The organism is Streptomyces sp. NPDC031497, from assembly GCF_055580905.1.
The window spans coordinates 80,749-103,002 of record NZ_JBVIKO010000013.1 but is presented as its reverse complement, the minus strand read 5'-3'; the positions used below and the strand labels follow the sequence as shown (position 1 = coordinate 103,002).

The 22,254-nt window shown below is 71.9% G+C and carries 15 protein-coding genes; 4 read left to right on the top strand and 11 right to left on the bottom strand.

All coding sequences use genetic code 11. The features are described from left to right. The first annotated feature begins 4 nt into the window (after positions 1 to 4). Both ACZ5K7_RS26000 and ACZ5K7_RS25995 read left to right on the top strand, forming a co-directional pair. Positions 5 to 1,012 carry a (-)-alpha-amorphene synthase gene (locus ACZ5K7_RS26000; protein WP_468916675.1) on the top strand — a complete coding sequence of 336 codons (1,008 nt, stop codon included), beginning with the start codon at positions 5 to 7 and terminating at the stop codon, positions 1,010 to 1,012. A gap of 187 nt (positions 1,013 to 1,199) precedes the next feature. Next, complete coding sequence (locus ACZ5K7_RS25995; RefSeq protein WP_468916672.1) at positions 1,200 to 4,109, top strand: ATP-binding protein; 2,910 nt, start codon at positions 1,200 to 1,202, stop codon at positions 4,107 to 4,109. A 13-nt stretch (positions 4,110 to 4,122) separates the two neighbouring features. Here ACZ5K7_RS25995 and ACZ5K7_RS25990 read toward each other — a convergent pair whose 3' ends face one another. From ACZ5K7_RS25990 to ACZ5K7_RS25950, 9 genes are all read right to left on the bottom strand, one after another. Further along, positions 4,123 to 5,676 (bottom strand): acyl-CoA synthetase, encoded by a 1,554-nt coding sequence (locus ACZ5K7_RS25990; RefSeq protein WP_468916669.1) that lies wholly within the window; start codon positions 5,674 to 5,676, stop codon positions 4,123 to 4,125. Further along, complete coding sequence (locus ACZ5K7_RS25985) at positions 5,673 to 6,782, bottom strand: nitronate monooxygenase (protein WP_468916667.1); 1,110 nt, start codon at positions 6,780 to 6,782, stop codon at positions 5,673 to 5,675. Before ACZ5K7_RS25985 ends, ACZ5K7_RS25990 begins: the two co-directional genes overlap by 4 nt. Before the next feature lie 190 nt (positions 6,783 to 6,972). Beyond that, positions 6,973 to 8,538 carry a phytoene desaturase family protein gene (locus ACZ5K7_RS25980; RefSeq protein ID WP_468916665.1) on the bottom strand — a complete coding sequence of 522 codons (1,566 nt, stop codon included), beginning with the start codon at positions 8,536 to 8,538 and terminating at the stop codon, positions 6,973 to 6,975. Between the two features lie 111 nt (positions 8,539 to 8,649). Continuing rightward, positions 8,650 to 10,878, bottom strand: coding sequence for a serine/threonine-protein kinase (locus ACZ5K7_RS25975; RefSeq protein ID WP_468916663.1), 2,229 nt, complete (start codon positions 10,876 to 10,878; stop codon positions 8,650 to 8,652). Between the two features lie 120 nt (positions 10,879 to 10,998). Next, the gene (locus ACZ5K7_RS25970) at positions 10,999 to 11,844 is read right to left on the bottom strand and encodes an oxygenase MpaB family protein (RefSeq protein ID WP_351707426.1); all 846 of its coding nucleotides are present in this window, start codon (positions 11,842 to 11,844) and stop codon (positions 10,999 to 11,001) included. Between the two features lie 9 nt (positions 11,845 to 11,853). Further along, positions 11,854 to 13,032: an acyl-CoA dehydrogenase family protein gene (locus ACZ5K7_RS25965; RefSeq protein ID WP_468916660.1), complete on the bottom strand. Its 1,179-nt coding sequence runs from the start codon at positions 13,030 to 13,032 to the stop codon at positions 11,854 to 11,856. Positions 13,033 to 13,135: 103 nt separating this feature from the next. Then, complete coding sequence (locus ACZ5K7_RS25960) at positions 13,136 to 14,368, bottom strand: MFS transporter (protein ID WP_468916657.1); 1,233 nt, start codon at positions 14,366 to 14,368, stop codon at positions 13,136 to 13,138. A gap of 15 nt (positions 14,369 to 14,383) precedes the next feature. Continuing rightward, a complete protein-coding gene (locus tag ACZ5K7_RS25955; RefSeq protein ID WP_468916655.1) occupies positions 14,384 to 14,857 on the bottom strand; it encodes a cyclase family protein in 474 nt (157 codons plus the stop codon). After that, positions 14,850 to 15,008 (bottom strand): hypothetical protein, encoded by a 159-nt coding sequence (locus tag ACZ5K7_RS25950; RefSeq protein ID WP_468916652.1) that lies wholly within the window; start codon positions 15,006 to 15,008, stop codon positions 14,850 to 14,852. The genes ACZ5K7_RS25955 and ACZ5K7_RS25950 overlap by 8 nt, the downstream gene beginning before the upstream one ends. 196 nt (positions 15,009 to 15,204) lie before the next feature. On the opposite strand from ACZ5K7_RS25950, the gene ACZ5K7_RS25945 reads away from it, so the two are divergent. After that, positions 15,205 to 16,191, top strand: coding sequence for a methyltransferase (locus ACZ5K7_RS25945; protein ID WP_468916649.1), 987 nt, complete (start codon positions 15,205 to 15,207; stop codon positions 16,189 to 16,191). A 140-nt stretch (positions 16,192 to 16,331) separates the two neighbouring features. Here the strand turns inward: ACZ5K7_RS25945 and ACZ5K7_RS25940 are convergent, their stop codons facing one another. Then, complete coding sequence (locus ACZ5K7_RS25940; RefSeq protein ID WP_468916647.1) at positions 16,332 to 17,618, bottom strand: cytochrome P450 family protein; 1,287 nt, start codon at positions 17,616 to 17,618, stop codon at positions 16,332 to 16,334. A gap of 628 nt (positions 17,619 to 18,246) precedes the next feature. Here ACZ5K7_RS25940 and ACZ5K7_RS25935 point away from each other — a divergent pair. Continuing rightward, the gene (locus ACZ5K7_RS25935) at positions 18,247 to 19,143 is read left to right on the top strand and encodes a hypothetical protein (RefSeq protein WP_468916644.1); all 897 of its coding nucleotides are present in this window, start codon (positions 18,247 to 18,249) and stop codon (positions 19,141 to 19,143) included. Between the two features lie 55 nt (positions 19,144 to 19,198). On the opposite strand, the gene ACZ5K7_RS25930 is transcribed toward ACZ5K7_RS25935, so the two are convergent. Next, complete coding sequence (locus ACZ5K7_RS25930; protein ID WP_468916641.1) at positions 19,199 to 22,162, bottom strand: helix-turn-helix transcriptional regulator; 2,964 nt, start codon at positions 22,160 to 22,162, stop codon at positions 19,199 to 19,201. Positions 22,163 to 22,254 lie beyond the last annotated feature (92 nt).

Below are 22,254 nucleotides of genomic sequence, written 5' to 3'. Positions count from 1 at the left end.
CACGTTGTCGGCAACACATGAGGACATCCCGGTCGGCGTACTGGACGAAACCCCGGTCGCCAACCTCCGCGACCTGATCGACACCCACCTCCACATGCCCTTTCCCTTCCAGCGCAACCCCCATGAGGCCGAGGCCGCCGCCGGCGTCGACGCCTGGCTGAGCAGGTGGGGTCTGACCGGCGAACCGGGCGTGGCCTCGATGATCGCGCGCACCCGGCCGGCCGAGCTCGCGTCGTACACCAGCCCGGCGGTGGACTGCGATCTCCTCCAGATCGTGGCCAATCAGATCGCCTATCAGTTCGTTTTCGACGACCTCGCGGAAGAGGTCGGTCGGTGCTCTCCGGGCAGGCTGCTGCCCATGCTGTGCGAGAGCGTCGCGATCCTGCGGGACGGCCGGCCGGCCGGCACCCCCCTCGGAGCGGCTCTGACCGATCTCCACCGACAGGTCCGGGAACGATGCACACCGGCACAGGCCGCGCGGTGGGCCTGGAAGAGCCGTGAATACGTACACGGGCTGCTGTACGAAGCGGTGGCCCAGGACCACCCCTTCCTCCTGCGTTCCGCGGACTGCACCTCCATACGGTCGCTGACCGCGGGAGTCGAGCCGTTCTACCCGCTGTACGAGGCCGCCCAGCCGCTCGAAGTACCCCTCTCCGAACTTCACCACCCCGTCGTAGAGCGACTCAGCCGGCTGTCGGCCGATGCGGCCGTGTGGACGGCCGACCTGTTCTCCGCTGTGAAGGAGAAGCGTGCGGGCGAAATGATCAACTTGGCCCTGGCACGCCAGCGCGAACACCGATGCTCTCTGCAGACCGCCGTCTTCCTGGCCGTTCAGCAGATCAACGGCACGGTCGAAGAGTTCCAGGAACTCCACAAGGCCGTCGAACCGGAGTTGAGCGCCGCCGGAATGGGCTACGTGGAGGGCATGATCGGCTGGATCCGCGGGTGTTACCACTGGTCCCGAACCGTGCCGCGGTACTCGGATGTGGCCACGGTCCCCGCCATGCCCTAGAGTCCCCGGCGCGCTCCGGCGACAGCGCAATCAGAGATGTCCATTCAACCGCCCGTACCCACTGGGCGGGCATTGTCCCCTCCACAGTTCATGATTCACCCTATGGTGCCCAATCCGGCCTACCGCACCTCGACGAGGCGTACGCTCGGCTTTCCCGCAGGCCGAACGACAGAAAGCGGTACGGCACATGGCAACGAAGCCGCGGCAATCGATCACGGACCAACCGACGTTGATCGAGCGCCGACGGGAACTTCAAGCCCTCGACGCCGCATTCCGGGAGCTGCGCCGCACCACGGACGGCAGGCCACGCGCAGGGCGCAAAGGACGGCTCGCCTTCACCGGGTCGGCCGGATTGGGCAAGACCGCGCTCATCACCGAAGCTCGCGCCCGGGCCGCGGCACACGGATTCACCGTACTGTCGGGCCAGGGTGGCGAGACGGAACAGGGGTCGGCGTTCCGCGTGGTGCGCCAGTTGATGCAGCCCTCACTGGCGAGGATGGACGCGGCCGAACTCCACACCTTCCTGGGAAGTTGGTACGACACCGTCGCCGCCGTGCTAGGTCTCGAAGCGAAGGGACCCGCCCCCGCGCCGGACCCGACGGGCGTCCGCGAAGGCCTCGACTGGGTCATGACGCGCCTCGCGGTGAAGAAGGCTCCGATCGTCCTGCTCCTGGACGACCTGCACTGGACGGACCTCGAGTCACTGAGCTGGCTCGCCTCCTTCGCACCACGGGTCGACGACCTCCCCCTGCTGATCGTGGTGGCCTACCGGCCCGACGAGCTGCCGTCCGAGGCGGGCGAACTGCGCACGCTCGTGGGAGATCACGGGGACCGCCCCCACAACCTGGCGCTGCTCAGTCCCGAGGGCGTGGCGAAGATCGTCAGGAACGAGATCGGAGAGGAGGCCGAGGACCAGTTCTGCAAGGAATGCTGGTCGGCCACCAGTGGGAGCCCCTTCGAAGCGGTGGAGCTCGCCATCGGACTGGCCGAGCGGAAACTGAGCGGCACCGAGGGCGACCTGCCCGCGATGCGTGAGCTGGCCGCGACGATCAAGGGCCCTGGGCTGATCGAGCGTCTGGAGCAGCTCGGCACGGCGACCGTCCGCTTCGCGCACACCGCTGCCGTGCTGGGGTCGCCCTTCTCGCCACAGCTCGCCGCGACCATCGCGGTGCTCGGCGACGAGGCCGTCACCGAGGCGACCGACAAGTTGCGCGCGGCCCGGATCCTGGCCGACGGTCACGGCCCCGAAGGCGAACTCGCGTTCGTGCACCCCCTGATCACCACGACGATCTACCGGTCCATCCGCACAGGCTTCCGCACCGGTCTGCACAACACGGCCGCGCAGGCCGTCCTGGCCGCGGGATACGGCCCCACCAAAGCCGCCCGGCACCTTCTGGAAGTCCCCTGCGACGACCGTCCCGAGACGGTCGCCTGTCTGCGCGAGGCTGCTCGCGAATACCTTCGCTCCGGGGCCACCGAGGCGGCCCGGCGTCTGCTGACCCGCGCGCTGCAGGAGCCGCCCCTGCCCGAGGACCGTGCCGCGGTACTTCACGAACTGGCGTGCGCCACGTTCCTGATCGAGCCCACGGCCACGGTGCGGCATCTGCGCCAAGCGCTGGCGCAGCCCCACGTCGACCCCGATCTGCGTGCCTCCATCGTCTACCGGCTGACGACGGCCATGGCCCACACCGATCAGCTGGCCGAGGCCGTGACCGTGGCGGCCGAAGAGGCTCGGCAGGCCACGAATCCGCGCATCAGACTGCGTATGCAGGCCGATCAGTTCGTGTGGAGCATGGTGCGTCCCGACGACGGCAACTCGCCCGCCCGCTCCCGGACACTGGCACGTCTGGCCGAGCAGTTGCCCGGTCGCAGCCTGGAGGAACGCTACATCCTGGGACTGCGGGCCTGGGACGCGGCCATGCGCGGCGAACCGAGGCAGACGTCCCTCGCGTATGCCGAGAAGGCCCTGAGCGGCGGCATGAGCTGGACCGACGAGAACCGGGGGTTCGAGGTGCCCCTCTCCGTCGCCCTGGTGTTCATGTACGGCGACCGTCCGCAACGGGCCGAGGAACTGTTCAGCAAAGGGATCGCCGAATGCGTGGCCAAGGGCTGGCACGGCTCCCACCTGGCCTTCGGCCAGACCATCGCCGGCTACATCCGCTACCGCCGCGGCTTCCTGGCCGAAGCCGAGGACCTTGTACGGGAGGGTCTGCGCATCGCCGACAAGGTGGACGGGGTGGTGGCCGCCCAGTGGTTCGGCGTGAGCATTCTCATCAAGACCCTGCTGGCCCGCGGGCGTATCGCCGAAGCTCGCGCATTCGCCGACGAGCACAACTTCGGTGAGGCACCTGTCAACGCCGTCATCTATCCCGACCCGCGCACCGTGTACGCGGAACTGCTCCTGGCGGAGGAACGGCACGCCGAAGCGGTCCGGCTGCTGTCCTCGGTCGGGGACTGGCTGGACGCACGGGGCTGGCGCAATCCGGCGTGGTGCCCGTGGCAGCTCCGGCTCGCCTCCGCGCTCGCCCCCACCTCCCCCCAGGAGGCGATCGGTCACGCCCGGGACGCCGTGCGGCGTGCCCGGGAGTTCGGGGCCGCCTCCGCCGTCGGCCAGGCCCTGCACACCCTTGCCGAGGTGACCGGCGGGCCCGCGGCCGTCGATCTGTACGCGGAGGCCGTCGACCACCTGGAACAGTCGCCCGCCGCCTACGAACTCGCCCGTGCCCAGGTGGACCACGGTGCCGCGCTGTCCCGCAACGGGCGGCTCCAGGAGGCCGCCGACCGGCTGTACCAGGGGCTGGAAGGAGCCGTCCACTGCGGGGCCGAGGCGCTCGCCGCGCGGGCCAGGGGGGAGCTGTCGGCGGCCGGGATGCGCCCGTTGCCGTTGCGCTATGTGCAGGCGGACACGCTGACCGCCCAGGAGCTCCGGACCGCCGAACTGACCGTCCAGGGACACCCGGTGGCCGTGGTCGCCAAGGAACTGCGCCTCACCGAGCAGGGCGTACGGCAGCTGCTGTCCCGTGTCTACCGCAAGATCGGCACCGATGCCGCCGGCCTCGCCGGGTTCCTGGAGGACCATCCTCGCCGGCACGTCTGAGGCTCTCGGGGGTTCACACCGGGCGGGTGCGGCCTTCCCAGTACGGGTCGCGCAGCCGCCGCTTGTACAGCTTGCCGTTGGGGTCGCGGGGCATCTCCGCGATGAAGTCGACGGTCTTGGGCCGCTTGTAGCCGGCGAGCTGTTCCGCGCAGTGGGCGAGGAGGGCGGCGGCGAGGTCCGGTCCCGGTTCGTGTCCCGGAGCGGGTTCGACGACGGCCTTGACCTCCTCGCCCCAGTCGTCGTGCGGGATGCCGAAGGCGGCGGCGTCGGCGACCGCGGGATGGGAGAGCAGCGCGGACTCGATCTCGGCGGGGTAGATGTTGACCCCGCCGGAGATGATCATGTCGATCTTGCGGTCGCGGAGGAAGAGGTAGCCGTCCTCGTCGAGGTAGCCGAGGTCGCCGACGGTGAAGAAGTCGCCGATACGGTTCTTCTCCGTCTTGGCCTCGTCCTTGTGGTACGAGAAGCCGCCGGTGTTCATCTTCATGTAGACGGTGCCGAGTTCACCGGGCGGCAGCCGGTTGCCGTCGTCGTCGAAGACCGCGAGTTCGCTGATCGGCCAGGCCTTGCCGACCGTACCGGGCTTCTTCAGCCAGTCCTCGGCGGTCGCGAAGGCGCCGCCGCCCTCGCTGGCCGCGTAGTACTCCTCGACGCTGGGCCCCCACCAGTCGAGCATCGCCCGCTTGACGTGGTCCGGGCAGGGGGCGGCGCCGTGGATGGCGTGCCGCATGGAGGTGACGTCGTAGCGTGCGCGGACCTGCTCGGGGAGGGCGAGCAGGCGGTGGAACTGGGTGGGGACCATATGGGTGTGGGTGCAGTGGTGTGCGTCGATCTGGCGGAGCATGTCCTCGGGGGTCCACTTGTCCATCACGACCAGGCGGTGGCCTATGTGGAGTGACGCGCCCGCGAACTGCAGGACGGCCGTGTGGTAGAGCGGCGAGCAGACCAGGTGGACGTTGTCGCCGAAGGGCCGTATGCCGAAGATGCCGAGGAAGCCGCCGAGATAGGCCGCCTCGGGGAGCTTGCCGAGCAGCGGGCGGCGGATGCCGCGGGGGCGGCCGGTGGTGCCCGAGGTGTAGTTCATGACCCAGCCGAGCTCGCGGTCCGCGGGCGCCGAGTCGGGCTGTTGGTCGAGGAGTTCGGCGTACGGCCGGAAGCCCTCGACCTCGCCGACGGCGTACCGGTGGGTGGCCGGGAGCCCGGCCTCGTCGGCGGCGTGCCGGGCGGGGCCGGCGAACCGTTCGTGGGCGAGCAGCACCTTGGCGCCGGAGTCGGAGACGATCCAGGCGATCTCCGGGCCGACGAAGTGGTGGTTGACGGGGACCAGGTAGAGGCCGGCCTGGGTGGCGGCCAGGTACGCGGTGAGGAACTCGGGTCCGTTGGGCAGCACGACCGCGAAGGCGTCGCCGCGCTCCAGGCCCGCGGCGCGCAGTCCGTGGACGAGTCTGTTGGCGGCGGCGTGCAGGCGGCCCGCGGTCCATTCCTCGCCGTCGGGTGCGACGAGCACCGTGCGGTCAGGCTCGCTGGTGGCCTGGGCCCAGAATCCGGCGGGGGGCGTGCTGGTCACTTGGCGCTCCTTCCGGCGATGCGGTTGATGCGGTCGACGGCCTGCTCGAAGCCGCGGGTGAGGTCGTCGAAGACGGCCTGGACGCTGCGTTCGCTGGTCATGCGGCCGACGATCTGGCCGACGGGGGTACCGAGCAGGGGCTCGACCTCGTACTTCTGGATGCGGCTGACGGCCTCGGCGACCAGCAGGCCCTGCAGCGGCATGGGGAGGGTGCCGGGGCCGTGCGGGTCGTCCCAGGCGTCGGTCCACTCGGTGCGCAGCTGACGTGCCGGTTTCCCGGTGAGGGCCCGGGAGCGGACGGTGTCGCCGGAGCCTGCGGCGAGCAGTTTGCGGGTCACGGCGGGCGAGGAGAGGTCGGCCTCTGTGACGGTCAGCCATATGGAGCCCAGCCACACACCCTGGGCGCCGAGACCGAGTGCGGCCGCCACCTGCCGGCCGCTGCCGATGCCGCCCGCCGCCAGCACGGGCAGCGGGGCGACGGCGTCGACGACCTCCGGGGTGAGCACCATGGTGGCGATCTCGCCGGTGTGGCCGCCGGCCTCGTAGCCCTGTGCCACCACGACGTCGATGCCCGCGTCCCGGTGCTTGACGGCGTGCCGGGCGCTGCCCGCGAGGGCGGCGACCAGGACGTCCTGGTCGTGGGCGCGGTCGATGACGTCGGCGGGCGGGGAGCCGAGGGCGTTGGCGAGCAGCCGGATCGGGTAGTCGAAGGCGACGTCGAGCTGGGTGCGGGCGACCTGTTCCATCCAGCCGGTGATCCGCCACCCGGACGCCTCGCCCTCGGCCAGCTCGGGCACCCCGTACTTGGCGAGGGTGTCCCGCACGAACTGCCGGTGCCCGTCGGGGATCATCGCCTCGACGTCGGCCTCGCTGACGTTCTCCACCTTCTTGGCGGGCATCACGACGTCGAGCCCGTACGGCTTCCCGTCCACATGCGCCTCGATCCAGTCGAGGTCGCGTTTGAGGTCGTCGGGGGCGGTGTAGCGGACCGCGCCGAGCACCCCGAACCCACCGGCCCGGCTGATGGCCGCGGCGACGGCGGGGAACGGCGTGAAGCCGAAGACGGCGTGCTCGACTCCCAGGGTCTTGCTCAGCTCCGTCTGCATGGGCGCAGGATGCCGCAGTCGACCGGCCGACGGAAGAGGTTTTCTGATGCTCCGTCAGATTTCTGGTCCGCCGGCCTTCTGCTGCGCCGGATTTCTGCTGCGTGCGCTTTGTGCTGCGTCGGCTTTCTGCTGCGTCAGGTTTCCGCCGTGCCGGTTTCTCCGGCGGCCACCGGGCCGGACGGGCCACCCGTCACTCCCCCTCCAGCACCGCCATCGCCGCGTTGTGCCCGGGCACCCCGCTCACCCCTCCCCCGCGCACCGCGCCCGCCCCGCACAGCAGGACGTTGGCGTGCCGGGTCTCGACGCCCCAGCGGCCGGTGCCGTCCTGGGCGTAGGGCCAGGACAGGTCGCGGTGGAAGATGTTGCCGCCGGGGAGGCGGAGGTCGCGTTCGAGGTCCAGGGGGGTCTTCGCCTCGATGCAGGGGCGGCCGTCCGCGTCGAGGGCGAGGCAGTCGACGAGGGGCTCGGCGAGATGGGCGTCGAGCTGGGCGACGGTGGACTTGAGGAGTTCCGCGCGTACCGCGTCGTTGTCGGCGGCGAAGAGCCGGGCGGGGGTGTGCAGACCGAAGAGGGTGAGCGTCTGGTAGCCGCGTTCGACCAGGTCACGGCCGAGGATCGTGGGGTCGGTCAGGGAGTGGCAGTAGATCTCCGAGGGCGGGGCGGCGGGGAGCCGGCCGGCCGCCGCCTGGGCGTGGGCGGTGGCCAGTTGCTCGTAGCCCTCGGCGATGTGGAAGGTGCCGGAGAACGCCTCGCGCGGGTCGACGGCGGTGTCGCGCAGCCGGGGCAGGCGCTTCAGCAGCATGTTCACCTTGAGCTGGGCGCCTTCGGCGGGCTCCGGGGCCGGGTCGCCGGTGAGGGCGGCGAGCTCCTGCGGGGCGGCGTTGACCAGGACGTGCCGGGCAGAGACGACGCCCTCCCCGTCGGCGGTGCGGTAGGCGACCTCGGCGGACCGGCCGTCCGTCTCGATCCGTACCGCCTCGTGTCCGGTGGCGAGCACCGCGCCCGCCGAGCGTGCGGCGGCGGCCAGTGCGTCGGTGAGGGCGCCCATGCCGCCGACCGGCACGTCCCAGGCGCCCGTGCCGCCGCCGATGACGTGGTAGAGGAAGCAGCGGTTCTGCCGCAGCGAGGGGTCATGGGCGTCGGCGAACGTGCCGATCAGCGCGTCCGTGAGGACGACCCCGCGTACCAGGTCGTCCGTGAAGTTCTCCTCGATGGCGACCCCGATGGGCTCCTCGAACAGGACCCGCCAGGCCTCCTTGTCGTCGATCCGGTGGCGCAGCTCCTCGCGCGAGGGCAGCGGCCCGGTGAGCGTCGGGAAGACGCGCTCGGCGACCCGGCCGGTCATGCCGTAGAACCGCTGCCAGGCCTGGTACTCCTGCTTGCCCCCGGTCAGCCGTTCGAACGCCTCGCGGATGCGGCGCTCGCCGCCGCCGACCAGCAGTCCGGTCGACCGGCCGTTGCGCTCCACGGGCGTGTACGACGAGATCGTGCGGCCGCGGACCCGGAAGTCCAGGCCCAGGTCGCGGACGATCTTCCTGGGCAGCAGGCTGACCAGGTAGGAGTAGCGCGACAGCCGCGCGTCGACACCGGTGAAGGGGCGGGTCGAGACCGCGGCGCCACCGGTGCGGGCCAGCCGCTCCAGCACCAGCACGGTGCGTCCGGCCCGGGCCAGATAGGCCGCCGCGACCAGGCCGTTGTGGCCGCCGCCGACGATGATGGCGTCGTAGGTCCTGGATGGTTCGGTGGCAGGGGGCATGGTTCTTCGTAACACATGATGATCTAGGTGGGTAAGAGGCTTGCCGGTTCGCACCGCGGGGAGGGCCGTTCGGACAGTGCGGATGGTGGGGGCTCGTCGCGGGCGCTCGTCTCACGGCCGTCCGCCGGATGCTCGCTGTTGGCGAAGGACCGCCACACGTCGGTACAGCTCCACGGCCTCGGCCCCTCGGCCCAATTGCTCCAGACAGTGCGCCTCGTCGTTCCTGCTGGCCAGCGTGTCCGGATGGTCCGGGCCGAGGACGCGCTCCCGTGCGCCGGCAACCCGCCGGTACTCCGTCAGCGCGTCCGCCCAGCGGCCCAGCCAGCCCAGGCCGACCGCGACCTCGCGGCGGCTGACCAGGGTGTCGGGGTGGTCGGGGCCGAGGACCCGTTCGCGGATGGCGCACACGTCCCGCGATTCCGCGAGGGCCTCCTCCCAGCGGGCGAGGCGGCCGAGGTTGACGCCGAGGCCGTGGCGGGCGCGCAGGGTCTCGGGGTGGGCGGGGCCCTGGACGCGGGCGCGGTCGTCGATCAGGGCGCGGTAGAGGGTGAGCGCGTCGGCGCTGCGGCCGAGGCGGCCGAGGCTGATGCCCACTTCGTAGCGGGCGGCGAGGGTGTCGGGGTGGTCGGGGCCGAGGGCGCGGGAGCGCGCCTCGGCGACCTCGCGGTAGGTCGCCAGGGCTTCTTCCCAGCGCCCTAACTGACCCAGCGCGTAGGCGACTTCGTAGCGGGTGACCAGGGTGTCGGGGTGCTGCGGGCCGAGGACGCGCGTGCGGGCGACGGCCACGTCGTGGGCCATGCGGTACGAGTCCTCCAGCCGGCCCAGCCTGCTGAGGTTGAAGGCGAGGTTGTGCCGGCAGCGCAGGGTGTCGGGATGGTCCGGGTCCATCAGCCGCTGCCGGGCGGCCAGTACGGCCGTGTACGCCTGGTGGGCTTCGAAGTGGCGGCCCAACTGGCCCAGGACGTAGGCCGTTTCCTGACGGACGGCGAGCGTGTCGGGGTGGTCGGCGCCGAGCAGGCGCTCCCGGGCACGGGCGACCTCGGTGTACTCGCGCAGGGCGTCGGCGGCGCGGCCGGTGCGGCTCAGGGTGAAGGCGATCTCGTAGCGGCTGGCGAGGGTGTCCGGGTGGTCGGGGCCGAGGAGGCGGGCGCGCTCGGCGGCGACCGCGCGGTGCACCTCGCCGGCCTCGGTCCAGCGCCCGAGCCGCCCGAGGCTGAGCCCGGCGTTGTGCCGGCCGGCGAGCGCGGCGACGGTCTCGGGGGCGGGGCCCGCGGGAAGGGGTTCGGGGGTGCCGTCGGCGGGGCGGGCGATCCACTCCCCGGTGAGCCCGGCCGCGGGGTCGGGCGGGGTGGTGCGCAGGCCGGCGCCGATCGCCTTGTGGCCGGTGGTCATGGAGCGGGTCCAGGACGGCAGCCGGGGCTCGCGGAACGCCGTTTCCTGGGGCCGTAGTTGGGGCTGCGCGGTGACGACGGTGGGGACGTACGTGGGCGTCGTACGCCCTGAGGTGATCCGGCGGCCCAGCTCCATGGCGTCGAAGGGTCGTTGCTCGGGCCGTTTGGCCAGCAGGTCCAGGACGACCTTCTCGAACCAGCCCGGCAGTTCGGCGCGGTGCTCGCGGGGTGGAGCGGGTGGGGTGTCGCGGTGGCCGATGAGGATCGCCCAGGCGTCGTCGAGGTCGAACGGCGGGGCCCCGGTGGCGATCTCGTACAGCACGCAGCCCAGGGAGTACAGGTCGCTGCGCTGGTCGACCTCGGTGCCGCCGATCTGTTCCGGTGACATGTAGTGCGGGGTGCCCATCGCGATGCCGGTGCCGGTCAGCCGGGAGGTGAGGCCGATGTCGCGGCCGAGGCGGGCGATGCCGAAGTCGCAGAGCTTCGCCGTGCCGTCGGTGAGCCGCATGATGTTGGCGGGTTTCAGGTCCCGGTGCACGATGCCCTGCCGGTGGGTGTAGGCGAGGGCGGCGGCGACCTGCTCGGCGATGTCGACGACGTCGCCGACGGGCAGCGGATGGTGCTTGTTGTCCTCCATGAGCTGGCTGAGGTTGCGGCCGTCCAGCAGCTCCATCACGAGGTAGAGGATGCCGTCGTCCTCGCCGAAGTCGTGGACGACGGTGACTCCGCGGTGGGACAGGGCGGCGGCCACTCTCGCCTCACGGCGGAACCGTTCGCGCAGGACGCGGGTGAACGCCTGGTCGTGGTGCGGGCCCAGCGGTTTCAGGCACTTCACGGCGACCAGGCGGCCGAGGGACTCGTCGCGGGCCCGCCACACCTCGCCCATCCCGCCCCGTCCGATCAGGTCGAGCAGCCGGTACCGCCCGTGGACCAGCCTGGTGTCAGCCATCGCGCGCCGTCGCCCCCCGTCGCTACAGCCCCGCCCTCCCCAGGGGGTCGCCGTCAAGGTACGGCCGCGCCGAACCGGCCCGTTCCGTGACACACCCCCCTGGTCGTCCAGTATGGCGGCCTAATGCCCGACTTTGTACGGTGCCGGGCGCGCGTACGGACCGAGCCTCGCCATGGCGCGCAGGATGTGTTTGGGCGGGAGTTGCCAGCGCAGACGTGCGGGAACGCAGCGCAGCAGGGTGCCGGTGGCACGCAGTCGCCGGGTCACGACGGCGGGTTCGGGGGCCGGTCTGCCGTACAGCTCGTGGGCGTACGGCGGCAGAGAGGCGTACGCCAGGTGGGCCACGCGCCGCCAGAGCACCTCGCGCGCCGGTATCAGGAGCGGGTGCGTCGGAGGGCGGAGCAGGAAGTCGTCCACCGCGCGTGCGTCCGCTCCGGCGGCGAGCAGCGGCCGTACCTTGCGGAAGTAGGCGGCCATGTCCGCCCGGTCCGCCGGTACGGCCGCGGGGTCGAGGCCGACCAGGCGGGCGCTGACCCGGTGCTCGGCGAGGTAGCGGTCGGCCTGGGTGTCGGTGAGGGGGAAGCCGGAGCGGCGCAGGACGTGCAGGTACGAGTCGATCTCGGCGCAGTGCACCCACAGCAGCAGCTCGGGGTCGTCCACGCCGTACCGCTCACCGGTGCCCGGGTCGGTCGCGCCCAGCATGCTGTGGATCTTCCGTACCCGGGCCCCGGCCCGTTCGGCGGCCTCGGTGGTGCCGTAGGTCGTGGTGCCGACGAAGTTCGCGGTGCGCATCAGCCGGCCCCAGGCGTCGCGCCGGAAATCGGAGTTCTCCATCACGCCGCGCACCGCGCGCGGGTGCAGGGCCTGGAGGTAGAGCGCGCGGATGCCGGCGACCCACATCATCGGGTCGCCGTGCATCTGCCAGGTCACGGAGTCCGGGGTGAAGAGTCCGGGGTCGGCGCTCATGGGGGCAGGCTAACGCCGGACCCGGGGCATCCCCAGTCCGATCCACGAGATGATCTCCCGCTGGATCTCGTTGTTGCCGCCGCCGAAGGTGAAGATGACCGCCGAGCGGTAGCCGCGTTCCAGGTCGCCGTGGAGGACCGCGCCGGCCGAGCCCTCCTTCAGCGGGCCCGCCGCGCCGGCGATCTCCATCAGCCAGGCGTAGGCGTCGCGGCGGGCCTCGGAGCCGTAGACCTTGACGGCGGAGGCGTCCTGCGGGGTGAGGGTGCCCTCCTGGACGGCGGTCACCATCTGCCAGTTCAGGAGCTTCATGGCGTCGAGGCGGGTGTGGGTGCGGGCGAGGTTGCGGCGCACCCAGGGCAGGTCGACGACGCGGCGGCCGTCGGCGAGTTTGGTCTCCATCGCCCAGCGCTGGACGTCGTGCAGGGCGCGAATGGCCATGGTGCCGTGGGCGGCGAGGGTGACCCGCTCGTGGTTGAGCTGGTTGGTGATCAGCCGCCAGCCCTGGTTCTCCTCGCCGACCCGGCGGGAGACGGGGACGCGGATGTGCTCGTAGTAGCTGGCGGTGGTGTCGTGCGAGGCGAGCGTGTTGATCAGGGTGCAGGAGTAGCCGGGGTCGGAGGTCGGCACCAGGAGCATGGTGATGCCCCTGTGCGGCGAGGCCTCGGGGTCGGTACGGGTGGCCAGCCAGACCCAGTCGGCGGTGTCGCCGTTGGTGGTCCAGATCTTCTGCCCGTCGACCACGTACTCGTCGCCCTCGCGGACGGCCCGGGTCTTCAGGGCGGCCAGGTCGGTGCCGGCGTCGGGCTCGCTGTAGCCGATGGCGAAGTCGATCTCGCCGGAGAGGATGCGGGGCAGGAAGTACGCCTTCTGCTCGTCCGTGCCGTACCGCATGATCGTCGGGCCGACCGTGTTCAGCGCCATCAGCGGGAGCGGTACGCCCGCCTGGGCGGCCTCGTCGAAGAAGATGAACTGTTCCATGGCGGTCAGGCCACGGCCGCCGTACTCCTTCGGCCAGCCGACGCCGAGCCAGCCGTCCGTGCCGAGCCGGCGGACCGTCTCCCGGTAGAAGCGTTTCTGCGCGGCCGGGTCGGCGTAGCGGGCGTAGGCGTTGTCCGGCACCAGGCCGGCGAAGTAGGCGCGCAGTTCGGTGCGCAGCCGCTGCTGCTCGGGCGTGTGGTCGAGGTGCACGGCGCCTCCAGGCTCCCCACGGGCGGTCCTGACGGCGCACACCGTAGAACGTGTTCCAGAAATTGGGAATGGCGACGCGGGTGCGTGACCCGGTCCGTTCCGGTCAGCCGTGGCCCGCGGCCCAGCCCACGTCGGTACGGACCTCCTTCGGTGCCAGGGCGAGGACCGACACCGACATGGCCAGGAACACCGCGGCGAACTGGGCCGGGCGGATGCCGATGGTGGCCGCGAGCGGGCCTGCGAGCAGCGCCCCGAACGGTGTGGCGACCACCGTGCCGAGCATGTCGTACGAGCCGACCCGGGCGAGCCGGTCCGCGGGGATGGTCCGGGCCATGACCACGTTCCACTGGACCATCATCAGTTCCACCAGCACCCCCGTCGTGAACGAGAACGCGCAGATCAGCCAGAGCGGCAGCAGCAGCGCCATGGCGAGGGTGGGGGCGGCGACCGCGGCACCGCAGAGCGCGACGAACCGCATGGGCCGCCTGGGGGTGAAGCGGGTCGCGGCGCCGCACCCGACGACCAGGCCGAGCGCCTGGGCGACCAGGATCTCGCCCCAGGCCGCCGGACCGCCCAGGCTCGTCCTGGCGACCACGGGGCCGAGCACGCTGTACCCCCAGGAGCAGGCCATGAAGACGAGTGAGTACTGCAGCACGATGACCCACAGCCAGGTGTGGGAGCGGAACTCCCGCCAGCCCTCACGGAGTTCGCGCAGCGGTTCCGGGGACCGGGCGGGCGCCGCGCGGGCGGTGCGGATCAGCAGGTTGGGCACGACCGCGGCGAGCATCCCGGCCGCGTCCGCCGCCAGCGCCCAGCCGGGCCCGAAGGCCGCCACGGCCACCCCGGCGAACGCCCCGCCGCCCACCGTCGCCGCGTTCATCACCAGCCGGCTGAGCGCGTTGGCCCGCCGCAACTGCGCGTCCGGCACCAGGCGGGGCAGCAGGGCCGTGGAGGCCGGGAGGAACAGGGCCAGGGCGGTGCCGGTGCCGGCCTCCAGCAGCATGATGTGCCACACCTGGGCCTGCCCGGTCAGCAGCAGGAGGGCGAGGGCGCCTTCGCAGCACGCGGTGAGCAGACAGGACGCGGCGATGACGTACTGGGCGCCGAACCGGTCCGCGACCACTCCGCTGACCGGCATGAAGACCAGCGCGGGGGCGATCTGCGCCGCCAGGACGTGCGACAGGTCCGTGACGGAGCCGGTGAGACCGAGGACGGCGAAGGAGACGGCGACCATCGAGACGGCCGTCGCGGCGGGGGCGAGGAGCCGGTCGAGGAGCAGCATGCGGAAGCCGGGCAGGCGTGACAGGCGCTGCGGCAGGACCGGTTGGAGGGACATGGCGGTGTGATTTCCTCAGGTGTCGGTCCGCGGGAACGCCACGGCCCGGCCCGGGGCGCCGGTGCCGCCCTGGAGCGGGACGGGGAAGCCCGTGAACCAGGATCCGCGGCCCGCCACGCCGCCCAGGTTCGTCAGGTTCTCGTGGATCGGGATCCCGGCGGCGACGAACGTCGTGTGCGCCGGGGACACCGAGTCGTCCGGGTCGTCGCGGCCGGGCTGGTCCACTCCCAGGGCCTTGACCCGATGCTCGACGACCCAGCGGCAGGCGATCTCGTCCAGGTCCCGGTAGCCGGTGAGATACGCGTCGGTACCGCCCAGCCGGTCCGCGTCGAAGCCGTGTCCGGCCGCGACCCCGCGGAAGCTGCCGCCCATCGCGAACGCGGGCCGTCGGCCGCGGTCGCGGGCCACCTCCGCCATCGCCCGCAGCGCGTTGTACGGCCCCCAGGCCGCCACGCCGGGGATGAAGAGAAACCGGGAACGCTCAGGCATCGGCCGGCCTCCGCCCGGACGGCGCGGACAGGGCGCGACCGACGGTGCGGGCGTCCCGGGTGCCGTCCGGCCGCGCGTCCTGCCGGGAGGGTCCGGCGGCACGCACGGTCACGACCGTGCCACGGTCGTACCGGTCGCGGTGCGCTCTCATCGGGCCATCTCTCCGTCCGAGACCTGGGCCCGGATATGTCACGGGCCCTGGGGTGATGCCGGTCGTCACCGTACGGCCGTACCACGGGGACACTGACAGATCCCCGAACGTGGACCTGTCGGGCGCGGAGCGCGCGCTCCTACGTTTCCGACGTCGATCGCACGTGCCGACCCGCCGAGTTGGAGCCCCGCCGGTCATGACACAGCAACCCCACGAGATCATCCACGCGCACATCTACAGCGCCTACACCGCACGCTGCCTCCAAGCCGTCGCCGACCTGGGCATCGCCGACCACATCGACGACGACCCGGTACCCGTCGGTGAGCTCGCCGCGACCTGCGGCACCGACCCCGACGCGCTGCACCGCGTACTGCGCCTGCTGGCCGCGCACGACGTCTTCGAGCAGCGGCACGGCGGATACGTGCACACCCCCGCCTCCCGTCTGCTGCGTGACGATCACCCGATGAGCGCGCGTCCCCTCGCCCGTCTGATGGGACTGCCGCTCCACTGGCACGGCCTCGCCCGGCTTCCGCACACCGTCACCACCGGGGAACCGGGCATCGACGTGCTCGACCCCGGCGGGCTGTGGGCCTATCTGCAGGGCCATTCCGAGGAAGCCGAGATCTTCAACCGGGCCATGACCTCGAAGGCCGCCGCCGACATCCCGGCGATCGTCGAGGCCTACGACTTCACGCCGTTCGCCACGATCGCCGACATCGGCGGCGGCCGGGGGCACCTGCTGCGCGCCGTCCTCGACAGCGTGCCCGCCGCCAAGGGCGTCCTGTTCGACCAGCCGAGTGTCATCGACCCGCTGTCCTTCCCCGACCAGCCACGGCTGACGCCCCGGGCCGGGGACTTCTTCAGCGCCGTGCCCGCCGCCGACGCCTACATCCTGATGCACGTCCTGCACAACTGGGACGACGAGCGGGTGGCGCGCATCCTCAACACGATACGGGACGCCGCCGCCACCGGTGCCACACTGCTCGTCATCGAGAACGTCCTGCCCGACGAGCGGCCGGACCCCGCGGCGCTCTCGATGGACGTGATCATGCTCGCCCTCACCCGCGGCCGCGAACGCACGGTGGGCGAGCTGTCCGTGCTCCTCGAAGGCGCCGGCTTCCGCTTGACCGGTGTGACGGAGGCTTCGGGGTCCATGCGCATCGCCGAAGCGACGGCGGTCTGACCGACCGGCCGACGACGGGGCCCTGCCTCGGCGGCGGTCAAGAGGCCACCCCGCTCGGGGCGGAGGTGCCGCAGATCGAGGCGGAGGCAGAGCGCGTCGTGGAGCGGCTCGTCGGACGGGGGAGGGCGCGGGTCGGCTGATCACCGACCGCCATCGATGAGCCGCCGGGCGGCCACCGAGGTGGCCGCCCCGTCCGGCCGGTGCGCGGCGCCCAGCACGACGGGCAGTTCGACGACGTCGTTGCCCATGAAGGAGTGCTGGGGCTCCAGTTCGCCGGGGGCGATGGAGAGGGTGAGGCGAGGGAAGCGGTCGAACAGGGCCGGCAGGGCGACTTCGGCTTCGAGCCTGGCGAGCGGGGCGCCGAGGCAGTAGTGGATGCCGTGGCCGAAGGCGAGGTGCTGCTTGTCGGCGCGGTCGATGTGGAAGGCGGCCGGGTCGTCGTGCACGCCCGGGTCGCGGCCGGGGGCGCCGAAGCCTATGAGGATGGCGTCTCCGGCCCGCACGATGACGCCTTCACCGAGGTCGATGTCCTCGGTGGCGAACCGCAACGGCAGGTGCATGATCGGCGGGTGCAGACGCAGCGTTTCGTCGATCACGTCGATCCAGCGGGCCGGCTCGGCGAGGACGGCGGCGAGTTGGTCGGGGTGGGTGAGGAGTTCGCGTACAGCGGCGTCGATCAGGGCGACGGTGGTCTCGGCGCCGCCGCCGATCACCGCGATGAGGGTGGAGATGAGCTCCGTCTCGCTGAGCCGGTCGCCGTCTTCCTCGTGGGCGGTCAGAAGCAGGCTGGTCATGTCGTCGGCGGGCGTGCGGCGCTTGGCCTCGATGAGGGTGTGCATCACGCGGTAGAGGTCCTTGCCCACGGCCTCGGACTGCTCGGGCGTGACGTCGGTGGCGAACACGGCGCCGATGACGCGGAGCATCTCGGGCCGCTGGTCTGCGGGGACACCGAACAGGTCGCAGATGACTCGGCTGGGCACGCCGTGCGCGAACTCGGCGCGCAGGTCGACGCGTTCGTCGGCGTCACGGTCCTCCAGGGCGTGCAGGAGATCGGTGACGATGCCCTCCACCGCGGGCCGCATCGCTTCGATCCTGCGGGCCGTGAACGCCCTGCCGGTCAGCTGCCTCAGCCGGGTGTGGTCGTCGCCGTCGGACGTGAACATGCTGATCACGTCGACCCACGGATACAGCCACGGTATGGCGCCGGGCCGGTGTCCGGGCCACGACTTGCGTGCGTCCTTGGAGACGTGCGGGTGGACGAGGAGCTGCTTGGCGATGTCTCCGCGGGTGACCGACCACGCGACGACGTCCTCGGGCATGCGCACACGGACAGCGGGCCCGGCGGCACGGAGTTCGTCGGCCTGCTCGTACAGTCGTGCGCCGCCGTCGCCGTCGAGGGTCACGGCCTCGTTGTGGGTGCTGGTCACGCGGTACCTCCTGTGGGTGTGGCCGCTCTGTGGGCACGCGCTGCGGACTTGGGGCGGGTGGGCGTGCGCGTCGTGCCGGCCGCTCCGGATGTCGCGTCGCCGGAGCACGGGGAACCGGTCGCCCCGGACGAGTTCGGGCCCGCACAGGGTGACAGCGGTCAGGCTGGATGAGCGCGCCCTCGGCGCATCGAGTGCAACGACACCGTAGGGCGCACCGCGAGGACGGGCACAGATCCCCGAACGGGGACCTGTCAGACCCGGGGCCGGGTTCCTACATTTCGTCCTACGCGAACCACGGCCGTTCGCCGATCAGCCGACGAACCGGCGAGTGGCGCCGGTTCAGCTCTCCTTCGGCTTCGGGCGGCACCTGCGCCGAGACCCCATCCGGCCCGCACGCCTCCTGAGCACCTCACCTGTGATGCGGAGAGGAAGAACAGGCACCATGACGGAAACCATCGAAAGCGCGGCCGTGGATGGAGATTTCACCTTCAGACCGACAGATGGGATCGGGCGAAGCCGAATATTCTTCAACACGCTGACGAACAGTGACGACTACCTCGAAAGGTGCCGATTCCTCGACGTCCACATGCGGAACGGCAGGGGAAGCCGGTGGTCCGTCCGGGGCCTCGTGGCGGATCCGCTCCCGGCCGCGGAGATCGGCCGGCGGCTGGGCTTCGCCACGCCCGTCGAGGTCACCACCATAACCGCCCCGGCCGCCGGGAGCGGGCCGGCGTACCTGTGGGTGTCACGCAACAGATCCGAACGCCTGCCGGACCAGGCGGCGCAGGACGAGACTCTCCGGCGAATGCACCGGCTGGAGGGCTACCAGCGGGCTTTCACCGGACGGTTCCGGGCCGAGACGGAGACGCTGCTGGACAAAGCCGCCGACGCCGGCCTGCGTGTCGTCTGCAACGACCCCCCCGGTGACTGGGGTTCCGAGCGCGTCGACGCCCGGACCTTCACACGGCTGATCTCCAACCTCTTCTACTACGACGCGCCGACCGCCGACCTGATGCTCCGGGGGACGGGCTACTCGACCCTCGGCCACTACCTCTTCGCCCTGCGGGCACCGAACGGGGCCCAGCTCTGCTATTTCATGATCGCTCAGTGGCCCTGGGGCTGGGAGGGGACGTACACCATGCTCGACGGGCGGTACGCGGGTCCCTCCATTCGGCTGGGCGCGGCCAGAATCCTCATGCTGCTGGCGAATGCCCTCTTCCTCGGCAGGCACGGCGCCGACGCGCTGGTGTACGGCGAGGCCAACGCGATGAACATGCGGCCCTGCATCCAGTCCGGGTACGTCGGCCAGGTGCCGCACATCATCCCCGGCCCGCACCCGGTGCACGTCAACGTCGCCTGGGCCGACCACCCCGTGGGCACGTTCGGCACCGACGGGCAAGCCCCTGGCACTCCCCCGTCGTTCACCGACACCCCGTACGCCCACTACTCGGTGGGGCGTCTGGCGCCGGAGCTGGTCACCCCGTTCGCCGAACGGGCCCTCACGTTCCTCGACGTCCGCGGATGAGGCGAAGCAGCCCCGGCCGCGTGTTCTGCGACGGCGCGGCCGCCCCCTCGCCAAGTCACTCGCGCCCTGCCGCACGGGGTGGTGTTCCCGAACCGGGCCGGTGGGTTCCGCCACCGGAAGAGAACCCGGAACGGCCCGTATCCGCGGTCGCCGCTGTGGCGGTCGACGAACCGCGGTGGCCCGGCGTCCCGGATCCGGATCCCGCGACGGCTCCGACCTCGCGCCGGGAGCGGACCTGGAGCTTGGTGAGGATGTGGGAGACATGGGTCTCCACGGTGCGGCGCGAGAGCAGCAGGCGGGCGGCGATGTCAGGGTTGGACAGGCCCTGGGCGACCAGGCCGGCGACGTGCCGTTCGGTCGCGGTCAGCGCCTCCCAGCCGGAGGACGGACGCGGGTGGGCTCCACGACTGCCGGAGCGCAGGCCCAAGGGACGCAGGCGGGCGGCGGCACGGCGTACGTCCCAGTCCGCACCCAGCTCGGCCCAGACCGCGAGGGCCTCGTCGAACGAGGCGCGGGCCGCGTCGAGGTCTCCGGACGCGGCCTGGACCGCCGCGAGGTCCTCCAGGGCATTGCCCAGATCCGGCGACCGGTCGGCGGTGCGGTGGTAGTCGATGGCGACGAGCAGCCGTGCTTGGTCCTGATCGAGCAGTCCGAAGCACCAGTCGGCGGCGGCCAGTGCCCGCGGCTTCGGCTGACGGTCGGCCTCCTGCCGGGCGGCGAGCGCCGCGGCGCTCGCGGTCTGCCGGTCGTCGGCGGCCAGCGCCAGCCGGACCAGGGCGGGCAGCCATTCCGGGTGGTTCCCGACATCGTGCGCGTAGGTGTCGGTCAGCAGCTCCGCGAGTACAGCCACGGCCTCGGGGAGCCGGCTCGCGTGCTCGGCGACGAGACCGCGCGCCAGCAGCAGGTAGGCGGCGGCCACGGGTCCCCCCGACGGAACCTTTCTGCCGCCCGGGGCGTCGAGATGACCGGCCGCCTCCTGCCACTGACCGCGGCGGGCGCCGATCAGCGCCAACAGGCCCTGCCGGGACAGCCGCCACAGCGGCGGGAGGTCGGTGACCTCGTCCAGCACCGCCAGCGCGTCGTCCCAGCGACCGTGCTCGTAGTACCTCTCGGCGCTCTGGACGAGGGTCATGGACAGCCGCGTCGCTCCGACCCGTTCCGCGAGCGTACGAGCCTGGACCAGCGCCTCCTCCGCCTCCTGGAGGCGGTCGACACCGTCCAGTTCGATGACCCGGTGGCCCAGCAGGATGAGCCGCAGGTCGACGAGTTCCGGATCGTTGCCGATCTCCGCCAGCGCCTGGCCGTTGACCGCCAGCGCGCCGGTCTGGTCACCGTGCCGGCTGCGAATGACGGAAGCGGCGAGCAGGGCGTATCCGACGGCGGTCGGATCGCCCAGCTTCCTGCCCTCCTCCAGCGCCTCGGCCATCGCCAGCCGGGCCCTGCCGGTCTGGCCCAGGAGATGCCGGGCCAGTGCCACCAGAGCCAGCAGCCGGGCGCGCCAGACGGGCCCGAGCCGTGCGTCGGCGGTGGCGGCGCGCCAGTTCTCGACCACGTCCCCGTAGCGGCCGGTCCGCATCCCGATGGTGCTGAGCAGCCATCTGACCCGGCCGATCAGCTCGTAGTCGGCCGCCTGCCGCAGCACGGTTCTGGCCAGCTCCTCCGCGCGGTCCAGGGGGCCCATCCGGAAGTAGAGCGCGGCCAGTTGCGCGGTGAGCAGGGGGAGCCTCGGATCGTCCGCGCGCGCCTGCCGCAGGGCGTGTTCGAGCAGTTCCGCGGCGACGACGGGGGCCCGGACGACGAGTCGCTCGGCGTTGTCGGCGAGCCATTCCCACTCCCAGTCCTCGGCCGTGCCCAGCACCGGCAGGATCAGCTCGGCCACCCGCTCCACCGGCGCCCCGGAGGCCATCAGCTCCTGCGCCGCGCGCCGGAGGAACGCCGTACGCAACGGGGTCGGCATGGCTTCGTACAGCACCTCCTTCAGCAGGCCGTGCCGGAAGCGCAGCCGGGACCCCGCGGACTCCAGGACCCCGGCGCCGAGCGCCTCCTCCACCACCCTCAGGAGGGAGCCCGCTCCGCTGCCCACCGCCGCCGCCAGATCCGTCACCGAGAACTCCGGCCCGAGCAGCGACGCGGCGCGCAGTGCCTCCTGGGCGTCGGCCGAGAGCGAGGCCAGCCGGTCCGCGATCACGTCCGTCAGCGCGTTGAGCTCCCGCACGTCCCGGCCGGTCGCCGTCAACTCCACGCGTCCGTCCGCCGAGTCCAGCGCGCCGACGCGTGCCAGGGCGTCCAGGAGTTCGCGTACGTAGAGCGGGTTGCCCGCCGCGGACCGCAGCCGTTCGGTGAGCATCGGTCCGGGAACCCCCCGCGCCAGCGCTCCGGCGAGCTCCGCCACCTGGGCTTCGGGCAACTGGTCGAGCGAGACCAACTGCCCGCCACGGGACCGCAGATCGCGGCGCAGCGCCTCCAGCTCCGGCCGGCCCGGCGCCGGCCGGCAGGTGCCGACGACCAGCAGCGGCAGCTGGACCGAGGCCCGGCACAGCCGACGCCACATCAGCAGGCTGGCGTCGTCGGCCCACTGCAGGTCCTCCACGGCCAGCACCAGCGGGCCGGACGCACACAACCGGTCGACCAGTACGAGCAGTTGCTCCGTCGCGGCCACCACCGGGTCACCGGCGAGCAGGCGCATCGTCCAGCCCGGCGCCTCCTGCGGCTGCTCCAGGGCGAGCGCGGCCTCCGCACGGCGGGGATCGGCCGAACCGGCCTCGACCCCCAGGAGCCGCGTCATGACCGAGAGCGGTAACCGCCGGCCCAGCTCGTCGCACTGCCCGGTCAGCACCTCGCAGCCGGCGGCATCGGCTTTGGCCAGGGCGTGCGCAAGCAAGGTCGACTTGCCGATGCCCGGTTCCCCTTCGATGAGCAGGCTTCCGCCGCGCCCCGCGGCCACGTCGGTGACCAGCCGTTCCAGAAGGGCTTGTTCCGTGTCCCGCCCGATCACCGGATGCAGTTGTTGTCCGAGCATGTTCATGACTCTAGAACCTCTCCATGAGGTGACACTCCCTTTCGGGTTACGCGTGGGGAAACTGGGTTTTCGGCCAAGCGGCCACCCCGCTC

Bases quoted from the DNA above. Each gene is read 5' to 3' on its own strand.
- ACZ5K7_RS25945 (WP_468916649.1), top strand. From the start codon at position 15,205: ATGACACAGCAACCCCACGAGATCATCCACGCGCACATCTACAGCGCC.
- ACZ5K7_RS25980 (WP_468916665.1), bottom strand. From the start codon at position 8,538: ATGCCCCCTGCCACCGAACCATCCAGGACCTACGACGCCATCATCGTC.
- ACZ5K7_RS25985 (WP_468916667.1), bottom strand. From the start codon at position 6,782: ATGCAGACGGAGCTGAGCAAGACCCTGGGAGTCGAGCACGCCGTCTTC.
- ACZ5K7_RS25970 (WP_351707426.1), bottom strand. From the start codon at position 11,844: ATGAGCGCCGACCCCGGACTCTTCACCCCGGACTCCGTGACCTGGCAG.
- ACZ5K7_RS25975 (WP_468916663.1), bottom strand. From the start codon at position 10,878: ATGGCTGACACCAGGCTGGTCCACGGGCGGTACCGGCTGCTCGACCTG.
- ACZ5K7_RS25955 (WP_468916655.1), bottom strand. From the start codon at position 14,857: ATGCCTGAGCGTTCCCGGTTTCTCTTCATCCCCGGCGTGGCGGCCTGG.
- ACZ5K7_RS25950 (WP_468916652.1), bottom strand. From the start codon at position 15,008: ATGAGAGCGCACCGCGACCGGTACGACCGTGGCACGGTCGTGACCGTG.
- ACZ5K7_RS25930 (WP_468916641.1), bottom strand. From the start codon at position 22,162: ATGCTCGGACAACAACTGCATCCGGTGATCGGGCGGGACACGGAACAA.
- ACZ5K7_RS25960 (WP_468916657.1), bottom strand. From the start codon at position 14,368: ATGTCCCTCCAACCGGTCCTGCCGCAGCGCCTGTCACGCCTGCCCGGC.
- ACZ5K7_RS25995 (WP_468916672.1), top strand. From the start codon at position 1,200: ATGGCAACGAAGCCGCGGCAATCGATCACGGACCAACCGACGTTGATC.